Source organism: Pontibaca salina, assembly GCF_016307205.1.
Lineage (GTDB): Bacteria > Pseudomonadota > Alphaproteobacteria > Rhodobacterales > Rhodobacteraceae > Pontibaca > Pontibaca salina.
This window is the reverse complement of the sequence record NZ_JAEIJD010000007.1, coordinates 119941-136233: the sequence shown is the minus strand read 5'-3', so window position 1 is coordinate 136233 and position 16293 is coordinate 119941. Positions and strand designations below refer to the sequence as shown.

11 protein-coding genes are annotated in these 16293 nt (G+C 59.1%); 7 read left to right on the top strand and 4 right to left on the bottom strand.

From position 1 onward, the window contains the following. The first annotated feature begins 281 nt into the window (after positions 1 to 281). Positions 282 to 2027 (top strand): type I secretion system permease/ATPase, encoded by a 1746-nt coding sequence (locus tag JAO82_RS10185; RefSeq protein WP_198686271.1) that lies wholly within the window; start codon positions 282 to 284, stop codon positions 2025 to 2027. Beyond that, positions 2024 to 3346: an HlyD family type I secretion periplasmic adaptor subunit gene (locus tag JAO82_RS10180; protein ID WP_198686270.1), complete on the top strand. Its 1323-nt coding sequence runs from the start codon at positions 2024 to 2026 to the stop codon at positions 3344 to 3346. Before JAO82_RS10185 ends, JAO82_RS10180 begins: the two co-directional genes overlap by 4 nt. Before the next feature lie 136 nt (positions 3347 to 3482). On the opposite strand, the gene JAO82_RS10175 is transcribed toward JAO82_RS10180, so the two are convergent. Then, complete coding sequence (locus JAO82_RS10175) at positions 3483 to 6131, bottom strand: right-handed parallel beta-helix repeat-containing protein (RefSeq protein WP_198686269.1); 2649 nt, start codon at positions 6129 to 6131, stop codon at positions 3483 to 3485. Between the two features lie 380 nt (positions 6132 to 6511). Here JAO82_RS10175 and JAO82_RS10170 point away from each other — a divergent pair, with 380 nt between their 5' ends. Next, positions 6512 to 7540 (top strand): glycosyltransferase family 2 protein, encoded by a 1029-nt coding sequence (locus tag JAO82_RS10170; RefSeq protein WP_269812821.1) that lies wholly within the window; start codon positions 6512 to 6514, stop codon positions 7538 to 7540. Between the two features lie 78 nt (positions 7541 to 7618). Here the strand turns inward: JAO82_RS10170 and glmS are convergent, their stop codons facing one another. Together glmS and glmU are read right to left on the bottom strand one after the other, a co-directional pair. Then, positions 7619 to 9442, bottom strand: a complete 1824-nt coding sequence (gene glmS / locus JAO82_RS10165) for a glutamine--fructose-6-phosphate transaminase (isomerizing) (protein ID WP_198686267.1) — start codon at positions 9440 to 9442, stop codon at positions 7619 to 7621. After that, a complete protein-coding gene (glmU, locus tag JAO82_RS10160) occupies positions 9442 to 10788 on the bottom strand; it encodes a bifunctional UDP-N-acetylglucosamine diphosphorylase/glucosamine-1-phosphate N-acetyltransferase GlmU (RefSeq protein ID WP_198686266.1) in 1347 nt (448 codons plus the stop codon). Before glmU ends, glmS begins: the two co-directional genes overlap by 1 nt. Positions 10789 to 10914: 126 nt before the next feature. Here glmU and JAO82_RS10155 point away from each other — a divergent pair, with 126 nt between their 5' ends. Then, positions 10915 to 11577, top strand: coding sequence for an HAD-IA family hydrolase (locus tag JAO82_RS10155; protein ID WP_198686265.1), 663 nt, complete (start codon positions 10915 to 10917; stop codon positions 11575 to 11577). Positions 11578 to 11622: 45 nt separating this feature from the next. Continuing rightward, on the top strand, positions 11623 to 12813 hold the full coding sequence (locus tag JAO82_RS10150; protein WP_198686264.1) for a DegT/DnrJ/EryC1/StrS family aminotransferase: 1191 nt from the start codon (positions 11623 to 11625) through the stop codon (positions 12811 to 12813). A 3-nt stretch (positions 12814 to 12816) separates the two neighbouring features. Here JAO82_RS10150 and JAO82_RS10145 read toward each other — a convergent pair whose 3' ends face one another. Continuing rightward, entirely contained in the window at positions 12817 to 13278 is a 462-nt protein-coding gene (locus tag JAO82_RS10145; RefSeq protein WP_198686263.1) for a CreA family protein, read from the bottom strand. A gap of 137 nt (positions 13279 to 13415) precedes the next feature. On the opposite strand from JAO82_RS10145, the gene JAO82_RS10140 reads away from it, so the two are divergent. Together JAO82_RS10140 and JAO82_RS10135 are read left to right on the top strand one after the other, a co-directional pair. After that, positions 13416 to 14579: an isovaleryl-CoA dehydrogenase gene (locus tag JAO82_RS10140; protein WP_198686262.1), complete on the top strand. Its 1164-nt coding sequence runs from the start codon at positions 13416 to 13418 to the stop codon at positions 14577 to 14579. A 59-nt stretch (positions 14580 to 14638) separates the two neighbouring features. Further along, entirely contained in the window at positions 14639 to 16243 is a 1605-nt protein-coding gene (locus JAO82_RS10135; RefSeq protein WP_198686261.1) for a carboxyl transferase domain-containing protein, read from the top strand. The last annotated feature ends 50 nt before the right edge of the window (positions 16244 to 16293 follow it).

Sequence of the window (16293 nt, the reverse complement as noted above, 5' to 3'; positions counted from 1 at the left end):
CTCCGAGATGAGTTGGGCGCGTTCGTGTCACTTTTTTATTTCAATATATGGGTCTGTCCAGAAAGGGCATCCGCCACTGGCAGTGCTTCCGAACCTGATCTAATATATGTAACATACTTTGAGGAAAACCGTGAGTCCTTTTCGATTTTTTTCGACGGAATCTGATGGGCGTTATTGGCTGGGGAACGACACTGTGAACCGATCACCGCTCGAAATTGCAGCATTGCTCAACCTCCTCGTGTTATACACACCCCATCCTAATCCAGCGGAGTCGGTAACATATGCGAACCCCCAACCTCGGCAGCCGTCCTAGCGGAGCCCAAGAGGTCAGTGCCATACATCGCCGGGCGAAGAGCCTGCTCATCGCGGTGTTCGTTTTCTCCATTGCGGTGAACGCGCTGATGCTGACCGGACCACTATATATGCTGCAGGTCTATGATCGCGTGCTTGGGGCACGATCGGAGGAGACACTGGTCGCGCTGTCGGTGCTGGTCGCCTTTCTATTTCTGATGATGGGCGTGCTGGATCATGCCCGCGGACGGGTCATGGCGCGCGTCGGTGCGCGGTTTCAATCGGCGTTGGACGGGCGTGTCTTTGCTGCCCATTTGAAACGTGCCGCCCGAACGCCGGGGGGCACGGGGGGGCGCAATCCTCTGCGCGATCTCGAAGCGGTGCAGAGGTTGTTGTCCTCGCCGGTATTTCTGGCGTTGTTCGATATCCCGTGGATCCCGCTTTTCGTGGCGGCAATCTTTGTCTTTCATCCTTACTTGGGATTCTTGGCGATTTGTGGGGGGGCGCTCCTGATTTGTCTCGCGCTGATCAACAAATGGGTAACTTCTGGTCCGATGGCGCAGGCCAATGCGGCCACAGCGGGTGCCGAACTGACGGCACAGCAACTGGCCTCCGAAGCAGAACTGGTGCAGTCACTGGGTATGCGCGGCGCGGCGTTTACGCGCTGGATGGGCGCGCGGCGCAGGTCGCTGGCGCAATCGATCGATTTTTCGGACAGTTCGGGGTTCTTCACTGTCACGATCAAGACTTTGCGCCTATTTTTGCAGTCTGCAATGCTGGGCCTAGGGGCCTGGCTGGTCCTGCAGGGCGAGATGACAGCGGGCGCGATGATTGCGGGCTCGATCCTGCTGGGCCGGGCCTTGGCACCGATCGAGATGGTGATCGGCCAGTGGCAGTTAGTTGATGCCGCGCGCCGGGGGCGCGCGTCGGTGATTGAGCTGTTGGATCAGATCCCGCCGGATCTGCCCCGCACGTCACTGCCCCGCCCCAAGGCGCGGCTTACGGCCGAAAACGTGACAGTTATACCGCCCGGCGCCACGCAGGCATCGTTGCGGAATCTGTCTTTCACTCTGAAACCTGGGGAGGCGATGGGTGTGATCGGGACCTCTGGGGCGGGCAAGTCTTCATTGGCCAAGGCGATCACCGGCGCATGGGTTCCGGCCGGTGGGCGGCTGCGGCTTGATGGGGCAGCGCTTGACCAGTACGAACCGGATGTGTTGGGCAGTTATGTCGGCTACCTGCCGCAGACGGTTACCCTTTTCGACGGCACGATTGCCGAGAATATTGCGCGCCTGCAGCTTGAGCCAGATCCGGCGAAGGTTGTCGCGGCCGCCAAGAAAGCGGGAGCGCACGAGATGATCCTGGAGCAATCGCAAGGTTATGATACGCAGGTTTCAGCCGTGGGTGGCCGATTGTCCGGCGGGCAGATCCAGCGCATCGGTCTGGCCCGGGCCATGTTCGGAGATCCGGTCATTCTGGTTCTGGATGAGCCGAATTCGAACCTGGACAACGCCGGTACGGTCGCCCTGAACAGCGCTATCCGCACCATGAAGGAGGCTGGTGGCTCGATCATTACCATCGCGCACCGCCCAGCCGCGATACAGGAATGCGATACGCTATTGATGTTGGAGCATGGCGCCCGCGTCGCATTTGGACCACGTGACGAGGTTTTGAAAAAGGTGGTCCGCAACCATTCCGAAATCGCCCGCACGGTTCAACCGGAGAGTGTCCAATGACCGGCCTGCAGGACGCGTTTGGGTCATCAGGAACGCGCTGGACAGCCCGCAGACCGCTAATGCTCGGGCTGGCGGGCTTGCTGGTTCTTGTCGGCGGATTTGGATCGTGGGCTGTGACAGCGAATATCTCGGGGGCCATCATCGCCTCGGGGCGGGTCGCGGTTGAAAGCAACCGCCAGGTCGTCCAGCATCCGGATGGCGGTGTCGTAAGCGAAATTCTCGTGCGAGAGGGCGATATGGTTCAGGCAGGTGATGATCTGCTGCGGCTTGACCCAAACGTGTTGCGCTCGAACGCGGACATTCTGCGCACTCAACTTTTCGAAATCGAGGCACGCGCGGCCCGCCTCATAGCCGAACGCGACGAGGCGGATGAGATATCATTTCCGAACGACCTCGAACAAGCGGCGGCGGAGCGCTCCGATATCGCCGAACTGGTTGAGGGCCAGCGCAGCCTATTCGCTGCCCGTGCCGCATCGCGCGAGCGCGAGATCGATCAATTGGAGCGTCGTAAGGACCAAATCGCCAGCCAGATTAGCGGGATAGAGGCACAGCTTGAGGCGCTAACGCTTCAGCTAGGCTTCATCCGTGAGGAATTGGAGTCGCAGCAGAGCCTACTGGATCGTGGCTTGGCACAGGCACCTCGTGTGCTGGCGCTACAGCGCGAAGAGGCCGGACTGATGGGTCAGATCGGCGAGTCCACAGCGACCACTGCCGAATTGCAGGGACGGTCGACCGAGATCGACCTGGAAGTCCTCAAACTGGCAACCAGTGCCCGCGAGCAAGCTATAACCGAACTGCGCGATCTGCGGTTTCGCCAGTTGGAATTGGCCGAGCAATATCGCGCCGTAAGCGAGCAGTTGTCACGGCTGGTCATTATCGCACCGGTCGCGGGTATCGTTTATGATATGCAGGTTTTCGCCGAACGTTCGGTAATTCGCCCGGCGGATCCGGTTCTCTATCTGATTCCGCAGGATCGGCCGCTGGTGATTCATGCCCGCGTCGACCCCATTCATATTGATCAGGTCTATCCCGAGCAGCCGGTCACCTTGCGCCTGCCGACCTTTGATGTACGCACGACACCTGAGCTCTTGGCACATATCGTTCGGGTCTCGCCCGATGCGTTCACGGACAAGGCGACAGGGCAGACCTATTATCAGGTGGAAGTTTTGCCCGATGAGGGCGAGTTGACCAAGCTGGGGGGCAAGATCCTGCTGCCGGGCATGCCGGTCGAGGCCTATCTACGGACCAGTGATCGCACTCCGCTGGATTATCTGGTGAAGCCGGTATCGGATTACTTCAATCGGGCGTTCCGCGAGTGAGGCAGAGAGTGAGAATATCCGATGTAGTCGATTGTGCGAACGCCGGATCGCGAATTGCCAATGCGTCGCTGGCACGGGCGCGTGCGACCGGACTATCGCGCCGGGGCAGGGCAAGGCTCTGCCCCGGCGAATTGGATCAGAACAGGAACTGATCGGTGTCAAAGTAATTGAAGGCGATCTCGTTTGGCGGCGTTCCGTAGTCGGCGTCTTCTGCCGTTACGGAATTGTCCGGGACCTGAGTCGGCTGAGTGTCGGCCACTTCGGTACCGGTCGTGACGGGATCGTCCGCGCCTGGTTGGATCTCATCACCGCCGACAGTGTCGGGGTCGCTCATCGACACCAGCTCAAGCTCGGGCTCGGAGTCCATAACCAACGGCTGTGCTGCTGGTGCGCTGTCAGAGGCGTATCCATCGGTGATGGTCACGTCGGAGATGGTGCCGCTGAACACATCGCGGAACCCGGCTTCGCCTGATTTGCTGGCCCAGCCATTGGCACCAATCTGCAGGTACTCGCCGTTCTCGGCCCAAGAGAAGTCGAACGAACGTTCATCGACCAGTTCTCCATCTAGCCAAAGCGCGACTTTTCCGTCACCGAAGCTTGTGGTCACGTCATAGTCGGTATTCGCTTGGATGCCTTTGATTACAAAGGTTTCGGATTCCGTACCTTCCTGGAAGCGGACATACAGATTTCCGTTGCTGATATAGCTCACGAAGTGACCGTCGTTCTGCTCGATCCCATAGGCGTCTTTGGAAACCAGCCCCATTGAACGTTGGACCTGATCAGCATTGAACGAGAACGAAATGGTCGCCGCCTCAGTTTGCAGTTCTTCGGTTGGCGCGTACTCGGCCACGTTGCTGCGATTGCCGTTGAGCTGCAAATCGCCGCCACGCTCGAACAGGATGTTCTGATTGGGTCCGGGCGTGGGCTCGGGCGTTGGCTCAGGCTGCGGCTCTGGCTCGGGCTGTGGCACCGGCTGCGGTTCAGGCTGTGGCTCCGGTTGCGGCTGAGGTTCGGGCTGCGGTTCCGGCGCACTGTCGGTGGCGGATCCATCGGTGATGGTCACGTCGGAAATGGTGCCGCTGAACACATCGCGGAACCCGGCCTCGCCGGATTTGCTGGCCCAGCCATTGGCGCCAATCTGCAGGTACTCGCCGTTCTCGGCCCAAGAGAAGTCGAACGCACGTTCGTCAACCAGCTCTCCATCTAGCCAAAGCGCGACTTTTCCGTCACCGAAGCTCGTGGTGACGTCATAGTCGGTATTCGCCTGAATGCCTTTAACCATGAAGGTCTCGGATTCGGTACCTTCCTGGAAGCGGACATATAGCGTGCCGTTGTTGATATAGCTCACAAAGTGCCCATCATTTTGCTCGAGCCCGTAAGCGTCTTTGGAAACCAGCCCCATCGAACGTTGGACCTGATCAGCATTGAACGAGAACGAAATGGTCGCCGCCTCTGTTTGCAGTGCTTCGGTTGGCGCGTACTCGGCCACGCTGCTGCGATTGCCGTTGAGCTGCAGATCGCCGCCACGCTCGAACAGGATGTTCTGATTGGGTCCGGGCGTGGGCTCAGGTGTTGGCTCAGGCTGCGGCTCTGGTTCGGGCTGTGGCTGCGGCTCCGGCTGCGGTTCGGGCTCTGGGGTCGGGTCTACAACCGTATTGCCATCGGTCGGCCCAACATTGTGCGACCAAAGCTGGTCCGGGGAGAGGTTTTGCGCATCGCCTCGCTCAGTAACCGTTCCGCCGATGTTATGGGCTTTCCAGCCGTTAGGTGCCTCTGCATTCATCAGGCGCATCTCGGTGACGTCACCACGGAATGTCAGGTTTTCCCAGTTGATGTGGTGACCGTCTTTGATCAAGAACGCGCGCCCGGTGTCCTCAAACGTCGAATCCGTCACCACTATGTCATGCGGCATCAGGGAATCGGCATTGTTCGCGTTCAGTGCGTTCATCCGGTCAAGCATCGTCACAACTACCCCGTTCGGGCTGTCGATGAACTTGCTGTTCTCAACTCGGATACCCGAAGAGGATATATTAGGGCTGAGGTCGGACTGACGTTCGAGTATGGTCTTGATGTCCATACCGCTGACGCCGTTGCTGTAGAACACGCTGTTGCCAACATAACCGTCTTTGAACCCGCCGGCGGTGTCAATTCCGTCCCGCGCATTGTCCTCGAACATGCTGTCCAGCACCTTGGTCCGCTGCGGCCCGGCATCGCCCTGACGTTCGGTTTTGATGCCATCGCCGAGCGAGTTCTTGAAATGGCTCTTGAGAATCTGCGCGTCGTCGGCACCGCCCACGAGCCGCAACTGGTAGAACGCGCCGTCAAAAACAGTGTCGGAAACCGTCAGATTGTTACCACCGCGGACATCGACATGCATGGCGACGTTGTCGGAAAATGAGCTATTCGAGATGGTCACGTCGTCGCCTGAGACGACGAGCACTCGTTTTCCGTGATAATCGGTCCCAGATTTCGGATTGGTCGCGCTATAGTTTGTATTTGGGGCGCTGTTTGCCGTGAATGTCATGTTGTTGACGGTGACACCATCGGACAGGATGAACAGTCCCGATGTGTCGGTCGCCGTCGTCTTGACATCGAATCCACCGCCCTTGGTAGCGGTCAGGGTGAAGTTTTCGGGAAGAACCATGTTCGCGCCCGAAATTTTGTAGGATCCATCGACTACAAGTGTATCACCCGCTTTGAAGTTATTCTGCAGAGCAGACGAAAACTGACTAGAAATATCCTGGCCGTTCGACCAGCCAAGTTCGGAAGTGTACCAGACTGTCATTTGTACTCCTGTTATCCACAATTGCGTGGAACATGATGTTTTCAGTTGAACATTCCCGGCCGATGTGGTTTATTTGGCTGCAGGAATCGTAACGATGTTGGGTTCTTTGGTGTTCGGTTCTAGATAAGACTTCGTGTGTCGTCTTTGCCTTGGTCCTTATTTCTTATCGCGGTGCGTAAAAGCAGGTGGCGACCTGCTCGAATAGCGCGATCTAACCGCGTTTGTGACTCGGTGAAAGCATGATTGTCTTGAGAACCGCAAAGCCGGCCGTTTTCAGCCGGTTCTGAAAGCGAGTGTGCAATTGTTTGCTGATGTGCTCCTGCGAACCAACGGTTGGTGGCCAATAAGACGACGGCGCGAGGCGGGGGCTACAGCAAACAATGCCTGAGCCGAAGCCAAAATCTCACTCATGTCATGTCAATCCTGAAGCTCGCGGGCATCCAGTTTGTGAGCAGAGCACCCCGCCTGAGCATTTGCTCTCAGGTACTGACCACTCGAACGAAACAGGGAAGGGTGTCGGCCACAGCCCGCCACGGCCACGGTGCAGCATCGGTATGCCGGTATATAACGGCGCCGACTTTCTGGGTCAGGCAATCGACTCGGTGCTGGATCAGGATTTTCAGGATTTTGAGCTGATCATCGCGGACAATGCGTCCACAGACAAGACAGCGGAAATTTGTCGCGCTTATGCCGAGAAGGACCCGCGCATAAAATTCGTGCGGCATCCCCGCAATATCGGTGCCGCAAAGAACTATAACTATGTATTTCACTGCGCAGCGGGCGAGTACTTCAACTGGCTGGCCCATGACGACATCCTAGGGCCAGATTTTCTTTCGGCCTGTCTGGCACAGTTCGCGCGCAGCACCCACGATACGCTCCTGGTGTATCCGACCTTTACCTTTGTTGATGAAAACACCTGCGAGACGCGGGAGGAAGTGCCCGTCTGTGTTCAGAGCACGGCAGTATCGGCACCGCGGCGAATGTACGAGGTACTGGATGAATTGGGGGTGGTGACATCGGTCTTTGGCATGTTTCGTCGTAAGGCCCTTGGCCAAACCCGCCTTATCGGCAGTTTCATCGGCTCCGACTATGTACTGCTGGTGGAGAGTGCGCTTTTGGGTAAAATCATCCGGGTCGGGGGCGACCCGCGGTTCATGCGCAGGCTGCATGACAAGGGATCGCAACGTGCCAACCGGACAGCGGATGAAAGAGCCAAGTGGTTTGATCCCGAGATTCAGGCCGACCGCAGGCCGACGCGACGCCTGACGCGGGAATATCTAAACTCGATCCTGTCCTTGCCCGGCCTCACTGTTTACGAGCGAATCGGTGCGATCGCCCTTCTTATAAATCAAAGAATCCGCGGGAAATATCGGGTCTGGGCAAGGCGGTTCAGGCGCAACGGGGCCTGAGTAGAAGGGCGATCACAGGCAGGGCAACCAGTGCCCCGCCTGCCGAAGGTCTTTAGCGATGCGTCGCCCGCGACCCGCTCACTCTACCGTCACCGATTTCGCCAGATTACGCGGCTGATCCACATCTGTGCCCTTGGCCACCGCCGTATGATAAGCCAGCAATTGAGCAGGCAAAGCATAGAGAATCGGCGTTAGGCTGGCATGAATTTCCGGCATGGCAATTGAATTCCACAGGTCATTCCCGCCCGCAGAAAGTCCGGCCGCGTCCGAAATCATGAGGACTTTGCCTTTCCGTGCCATGACCTCTTGCATGTTGGACATGGTTTTGTCGAACAGCGCGTCGGTTGGCGTCATGAACACGACGGGCATATTCTTGTCAATCAACGCAATGGGGCCGTGCTTAAGTTCACCTGCCGGATAACCTTCGGCATGTATATAGCTGATTTCTTTAAGCTTTAACGCACCTTCCATCGCAAGAGGGTACATGATCCCGCGCCCTAGAAACAGCACGTCGCGCGCTTCGCTCAGCCGTAGGGCGGCACGCCGGATCGCCTCGCTTTGTTCAAGTGCAGTGTTCAATGCCGACGGCAACCCGCGCAACGCGGCGACATGATCGGCAATCTGAGCCTCATCCATCGTGCCACGATCGGAAGCCGCCTTGAGCGCCAAGATCAGCAGGACGGTCAATTGACAGGTAAACGCCTTGGTCGAGGCAACGCCAATTTCGACCCCGGCATGGATCGGAAGCGCGATATCGCTTTCGCGCGCGATCGAACTTTCAGCTGCATTCACCACCGACAGGATGCCATCAACCTTGCCTGTGCAATAGCGCAGCGCGGCGAGCGTATCTGCGGTTTCACCGGACTGGCTGACGAATAGTGCCATCGATTTGGCGGGCATCGGCGGCTCGCGATAGCGAAATTCCGACGCGACATCGACTTCGACGGGAAGGCCGGCCAATTGTTCGAACCAGTATTTCGCGGTCAGGCAAGCGTAGTAAGCAGTGCCGCAGGCCACCATGGTCAACCGCTCGACGTTGCGAAAGTCCAGATCAACCCCTTCAAGCGTGACAGAATTGCTTCCTGTCGGAAGGTAGCAGCGGATTGCCTCGGCGATCACCGTCGGCTGCTCGTTGATCTCCTTCGCCATGAAGTGCTTATGCCCGCCTTTATCCACGTGAGCGGCGTCAATCGCGATGGTTTTGATTTCCCGTGTGACCGTGGCGCCGGCTGCGTCGTGGATGGTTGCACCTGCACGCGAGAGGACGGCGCGATCGCCTTCTTCAAGATAGGAAACCTGATTTGTCATCGGGGCCAGCGCAATCGCGTCGCTGCCGATATACATCTCCCCATCGCCATGCCCGATGGCCAAGGGCGATCCTTGCCGCGCGACCACCATCAGATCGTCATGGCCGTCGAACACGAAGGCCAGCGCAAAAGCGCCCTCCAGACGATCCAGCGCACGATAGGCTGCTGCGATCGGTGCGTCGCCGTTCTGCAGGTAATGTTCGGTCAACTGGGCGACGATCTCGGTATCGGTCTCGGTTTCCGGCTGGATTCCAAATTCCGCGAGTTCGGCGCGCAGTTCACGGTAGTTCTCAATAATTCCGTTGTGCACCACGGCAACCGATCCGGCCTGATGAGGATGCGAGTTGCTCACCGACGGCGCACCATGGGTGGCCCATCTTGTGTGGCCGATGCCGATTTTACCGGGCAGCGGCTGATGCACCAGTAGGTCACTTAAATTGGCCAGCTTACCGACCGCGCGGCGGCGATCGAGCCGCCCCTCATTCACGGTGGCGATCCCGGCACTGTCATAGCCGCGATATTCCAACCGCTTCAGCGCTTCGACAAGAATGGGCGCGGCTTCATGCTTGCCCACCACCCCAACAATACCGCACATTATACTGTGTCCTTTGCTTTTTTATTCTTTAACATTTCCATTAGGCGTGCAGCGCGGCCGAGCTTGTTCTGCTGCGGTGCGCGACCGATCGCCAGCGCATCGGCCTCGACATCGCGGGTAATGACCGAGCCGCTGGCGGTCATGGCAGAGGCGCCAACGCTGACCGGAGCAACCAGCATCGTATTCGATCCGATAAAGGCACGCGAACCAATCTCGGTGTGATGTTTTGCCACGCCGTCGTAATTGCAGGTGATCGTTCCCGCACCGATATTTGCGGCCGCGCCGATATGCGCATCGCCAATATAGGACAGGTGATTGATTTTGGCGCCTTCGTCCACCACAGCGTTCTTGACCTCGACAAAATTGCCGACGCGGGTGTTTTCGGCCAGTTCCGCACCGGGGCGCAAACGGGCATAGGGACCGATGATCGCACCGCGGCTGACGTGACAACCTTCCAGATGCGAGAACGCGCGGATCGTGGCCCCGGTCTCGACGGTCACGCCGGGCCCAAAAACGACGTTCGGTTCGACCACAGTGTCGCGCCCGATGATCGTATCATGGGCGAAGTAAACCGTCTCCGGCGCCATTAACGTAACGCCGTTTTCCAGTGCCTCGGCGCGCGCGCGGGCTTGAAACACAGCGTCTGCGGCGGCCAGTTCGGTGCGCGAGTTGACACCCAGTGTCTCCGACTCATCGCAGGTGACCACAGTGGCGCGCAACCCCCGCGCGCTGGCCAGTGCAACGATATCGGTAAGGTAAAACTCACCGGCGGCATTGTCGTTGCCTACCTCTGCGATCAAGTCGAACAGGAGCGCAGAATTGCAGGCAATAAGGCCGCTATTGCATAGAGTTACAGCTCGCTCTTCATCTGTAGAATCCTTGTGCTCGACGATCCGTTCCAACACCTCACCCTGTGCGATCAAGCGTCCGTAACGTCCGGGATCGGCAGCTTGAAAACCCAGCACGACCAGATCGGCACCGGCGCGGGCGGCAATCATTCGCTCCAACGTTTCGGGGCGCACGAACGGCGTGTCGCCATAGAGAACGATTGCATCGCCGTCGAAACCCTGCAAGGCCGCCTTCGCCTGATTGACTGCATCGGCGGTGCCGTTTTGTTCAGGCTGAATAACGACTTGCGCGTCGGGGTTGATGTCAGTCGCGGCAGCGCCAACGGCCTCGGCGCCGTGCCCTGCAACGATAATCGTGCGGGCCGGGTCCAGTGCGGCACCCGCGCGCATCGCATGGGCCAGCATCGGCGCATGGGCAATCGGGTGCAGCACTTTGGGAAGGTCCGAATTCATTCTCGTGCCCTGGCCTGCGGCCAGAACGATCAGGGCAATAGTCATGGGTTTCCCTTTGTGTTTCCTGCGCGTTCGTTTTATCCGAAGACCCTTGCAACGCAAGCCGAAGGGCGATCAAACAAGATTGCGCTTTGCAACAAGGCGCGCGAATTGATGCCAAGAGGACTTGCTATGCGCACGGTAATCTTTGATCTGGACGGCACGCTGGCCGATACTTCGGGCGACCTTCTGGCTGCCGCCAATGCCTGTTTTCGCGAGATGGGTCATGGTGATGTGTTGCTCCATCCCGGTGACGCCGGCGTGGCTTTGCGCGGCGGCAGGTACATGCTGACTGAAGGGTTGACCCGGCTCAAGCAACTCGACGCGACGGTGGTGGACCAATATTACCCCCTGCTTCTGGAGTGTTATCGCGACTCCATCGATATCCATACCAAGGTTTACCCCGGTGCGATGGAAGCGATCTCGGCGCTGAAAACCGCTGGCTATGGGGTCGGGATTTGTACCAACAAGCCTGAGGCGCTGGCCGAACTGCTGCTGGATCGGCTGGGCATCCGCGATGCCTTCGCCTCGATGGTTGGGGCCGATACGCTGAGTGTCAGCAAACCCGATGCCGAACCCCTGCGCGAGGCGGCGCGCCGCGCGGGAGGAGATCCGGCGCACTCTGTGTTGATTGGCGATAGCGATACCGACCGCAACACTGCCCGCGCGGCTGGCGTGCCGTCGGTTCTGGTCACCTTTGGGCCATCGGGCGAGGATATGGCAGCACTTGAGCCCGATGCGCTGCTGGATCGGTACGAGGATCTTCCAGGTATCGTCTCTGATCTGATCGGATGAGTGCCTCCTATTGACGGTGCCCGCAGCGCGCGCCAAAGGTAGCCCATGAGCGAGAATTTCACCGGCAATTTCACCCAGCAGGAACCGATCAGCGACGAGGGAATCTCAGCGGCGCTTGATGTGCTGCACCACGGACGGTTGCACCGTTATAATCAGGCCCCCGGAGAAACCGGCGAAGTCGCCTTGCTGGAGCAGGAATTTGCCGCATTCATCGGCGCGAAATATGCGCTGGCAGTGGCTTCGGGCGGGTATGCTCTGGCCACGGCCTTGCGTGCGGTCGGGGTAAAACCGGGCGACGCGGTGCTTTGCAACGCTTTCACGCTGGCACCGGTGCCCGGTGCGATTGCGGCCGTGGGGGCGCAGCCGGTATATGTCGACGTGACCGAGGCGCTGACCATCGATCTTGAAGATCTGGCAGATAAGGCAGGGCATGCGGATGTGCTGATGCTCTCCCACATGCGCGGGCATATCTGTGATATGGATCGTCTGATGGCTATCTGCACCGCGGCGGGCGTTACGGTGATCGAGGATTGTGCGCATACAATGGGTGCTTCCTGGCGCGGGGTGCCCTCAGGGCGGCATGGGGCCGTTGGCTGTTATTCGACCCAGACCTACAAACATATCAACTCGGGCGAGGGTGGGTTACTTGTCACGAGTGATGCGGAAATTGCCGCCCGCGCGGTGATGTTGTCGGGATCATATATGCTTTATGAGCGCCACATTGCCGCGCCGCCACCTGAGACGTTTGAGAACATAAGGTTCGAGACTCCCAATATTTCGGGACGGATGGACAATCTGCGCGCCGCGATCCTGCGGCCGCAACTGCGCGACCTGCCTGCGCAGGTGACGCGGTGGAACGAGCGCTATCGCGCGTTGGAAAACGGATTGCGTGATGCGCCGGGTCTGACAATGGTCGAACGTCCCGAAAGTGAAGGATTTGTCGGCTCGTCCTTCCAGTTTCTGGCGTTGGACTGGTCCGAACCGATGGTGCAGGAACTCTTGGTGCGCTGTGCCGCGCGCGGGGTCGAGCTCAAATGGTTCGGTGCGGCGGAACCGACAGGTTTCACCTCGCGCTATGACAGCTGGCAATATGCGCCAACGCCGAAGATGCCGAAAAGTGATCGGATTTTAGCAGCGACTCTCGATATGCGCGTACCGCTGACCTTCAGCCTTGCGGATTGCGCGCTGATTGCCCGCATCATTCACGCCGAGGCCGCAGCCCTGTTTCTGGTCTGAAACCTACTCCGCATCATATAAGGGCACGGTCGAAATCGACACTTTGGCCGACCCCTCGATCAGTTTATTGCCATGCGAAACATAGACCAGCACTTGGTTTTCCTCGTCATAAATCCGGGTGATCCGCAGCGATTTCAGAATGATCGAGCGTGAGGTGCGAAAGACGCTTTCGCCACTCTTGCCCTTGTCGATCTCGCCCAGCACAATCGGTCCGGTCTGTCGGCATTGAATGGCACTGTTCGAGGGGTCCTCAAACCAGTTGCCCTTGGTCAACCGGTCGATCATGCCCCGATTGAAATAGGCGATATGACAGGTCACGCCCTCCACCTTGGGGTCGGCGATGGCTTCAATGACTATATCATTGCCGGCCCAATCGACCCCGATCTCCCCTACCGTCTCGGCCGTCACTGGCCGGGCGAGGGTCGCCAAGAGGATCCCCGTGGCAAAGCATATGAAAAATCGCATGGCGTATTCCTTTTTGAACGCAATGGGTCCAATCTAACGTAGCGGCACGCCCGCGCCAGCCTGCAATGGACCGGGCAGGGGGTAGATGCTAAAGTATTGTACATGTGTTCAATAGGTTGAAATCAGGGAGGGCGCGGATGTTCAACGCAACCATGAGCTTCGATCTGGGCGATGACGTGAATGCTCTGCGTGATACTGTCCACCGCTGGGCGCAAAACCGGGTCAAGCCGATGGCCGCTGAAATCGACCGCAAGAACAAATTTTCCCACGAACTCTGGCGCGAAATGGGCGAATTGGGCGTGTTGGGCCTCACCGTATCCGAAGACTACGGCGGTGCGAATTTGTCCTATCTCGCCCATGTGGTTGCAGTCGAAGAAATAGCCCGGGCCTCGGCCAGCATCGCCCTGTCTTATGGCGCGCATTCCAACCTTTGCGTGAATCAGATCAAGTTGAATGGCAGCGACGCTCAGAAACGCAAATATTTGCCAAAACTGGTTTCGGGGGAACATGTCGGAGCATTGGCGATGTCCGAGGCCGGGGCAGGGTCGGACGTCGTGTCGATGAAGCTTCGCGCCGAAAAACACAACGATCATTACCGGCTGAACGGCAATAAATACTGGATCACAAATGGCCCCGAGGCCGATACAATCGTGGTCTATGCCAAGTCCGACGCTGACGCGGGCAGCAAGGGCATCACTGCTTTCCTGGTTGAAAAGACGATGCCGGGATTTTCCACCGGGCCGCATTTCGACAAGCTGGGCATGCGTGGCAGCAACACCGCCGAATTGGTCTTTGACAATGTGGAAGTCCCGTTCGAGAACGTGCTGGGCCAAGAGGGCAAGGGGGTGCAGGTGTTGATGTCGGGGCTGGATTACGAACGCGTCGTGCTGGCCGGTATCGGGCTGGGCATCATGGCCGCCTGTCTCGACGAGATCATGCCTTATTTGGCCGCGCGCAAGCAATTCGGCCAACCGATCGGGATGTTCCAGCTGATGCAGGGCAAGATCGCCGATATGTATACGGCAATGAATTCGGCGCGCGCCTATGTCTACGAGGTCGCCAAGACTTGCGATCGGGGCGACGTGACCCGGCAAGATGCCGCCGCCTGTTGCCTTTACGCCAGCGAACAGGCGATGGTGCAGGCCCATCAGGCGGTGCAGGCCATGGGCGGGGCGGGGTATCTGTCGGACAACCCTGTGGCGCGCCTCTTTCGCGACGCCAAACTGATGGAGATCGGTGCCGGAACATCGGAAATCCGCCGCATGCTGATCGGACGCGAAATGATGGGGGCGATGGTCTAGCGTGAGCAGAACGATGGCACATCTCACAAAATGGCGGCGGCCCAAATGGAGATTGTGACGTGATATTGACATCCCGCGCGGTCCCGTCCTCGGAGGAATTTCGCCAGAACCGGCAGGCGCATCTGGAGGCCCTGGAAACCATCCACGCCGCCGCAGAGGCTGCGGCGCAAGGCGGCGGGGAGCGCGCCCGCGCCCGCCATCTCGAGCGCGGCAAGATGCTGCCGCGCCGCCGGGTGGCCAACCTGCTGGATGCCGGTAGCCCGTTTCTGGAAATCGGCGCGACGGCGGCGCATGGCATGTATGGCGGCGACGCTCCGGCTGCCGGGGTGATTGCTGGGATCGGACAAGTTCACGGTCAGGACGTGATGGTGGTGTGCAATGACGCCACTGTGAAGGGCGGTACCTATTATCCGATGACGGTCAAGAAACACCTGCGGGCTCAGGAAATCGCCGCCGAAAACGAATTACCCTGCATCTATCTGGTGGATTCGGGCGGCGCCAACCTGCCGAACCAGGACGAGGTCTTTCCCGACCGCGATCACTTCGGGCGCATCTTCTACAATCAGGCAAACATGTCGGCGCGCGGCATTCCGCAAATTGCGGTGGTCATGGGATCCTGCACCGCCGGCGGGGCTTATGTGCCGGCGATGTCCGACATTACCATCATCGTGCGCGATCAGGGCACCATCTTCCTCGCTGGGCCACCGCTGGTCAAGGCTGCGACAGGCGAGGTCGTCAGCGCCGAGGAACTGGGCGGCGGCGATGTACACACGCGCCTGTCCGGTGTCGCCGATTATCTGGCCGAAGACGACGCCCACGCGCTGGCGCTGGCGCGCCGCGCCGTCGGCAACCTGAACCGCGCCCGCCCCGAAACGGTGCAATGGCAGCCCAGCGAGGAGCCGGTCTATGATCCCGAAGAAATCCTCGGCGTTGTGCCCGCCGGTTTGCGCACGCCCTTTGATATCCGCGAAGTGATCGCCCGTGTGGTCGATGGCAGCCGCTTTGACGAATTCAAGCCGCGCTTCGGCGAGACGCTGGTGACTGGCTTTGCCCATCTGCGTGGCTGCCCGATCGGGATCGTCGCCAATAACGGTGTGCTGTTCTCCGAATCCGCCCTGAAAGGCGCGCATTTCGTGGAGCTTTGCAGCCAACGCAAGATTCCGCTGGTGTTCCTGCAGAACATCACGGGCTTCATGGTTGGGCGCAAATACGAAAACGAAGGCATCGCCCGCCATGGTGCCAAATTGGTCACGGCGGTGGCCACCACGGCGGTGCCCAAGGTCACTCTGCTGGTCGGCGGTTCCTTCGGTGCGGGCAATTACGGCATGGCAGGGCGCGCCTTCCAGCCGCGATTCCTGTGGACATGGCCCAATAGCCGCATCTCGGTGATGGGCGGCGAGCAGGCCGCCGGGGTGCTGGCCACCGTAAAACGTGACGCGATTGAACGCCAAGGCGGCTCATGGTCGGCCCAGCAGGAGGCCGAATTCAAGCGCCCCACCATCGCAATGTTCGAAGAACAGTCGCATCCGCTCTACGCCAGCGCGCGGCTCTGGGATGATGGGGTGATCGACCCGCGCAAATCCCGCGACGTGCTGGCGCTAAGCCTGCGCGCAGCTTTGAACGCACCGATCGCCGACACGCGCTTCGGCGTGTTTCGGATGTGATGCATATTGGCTTCTTCTTGCCATAAATATTTCCGGGGGTCCGGGGGCCG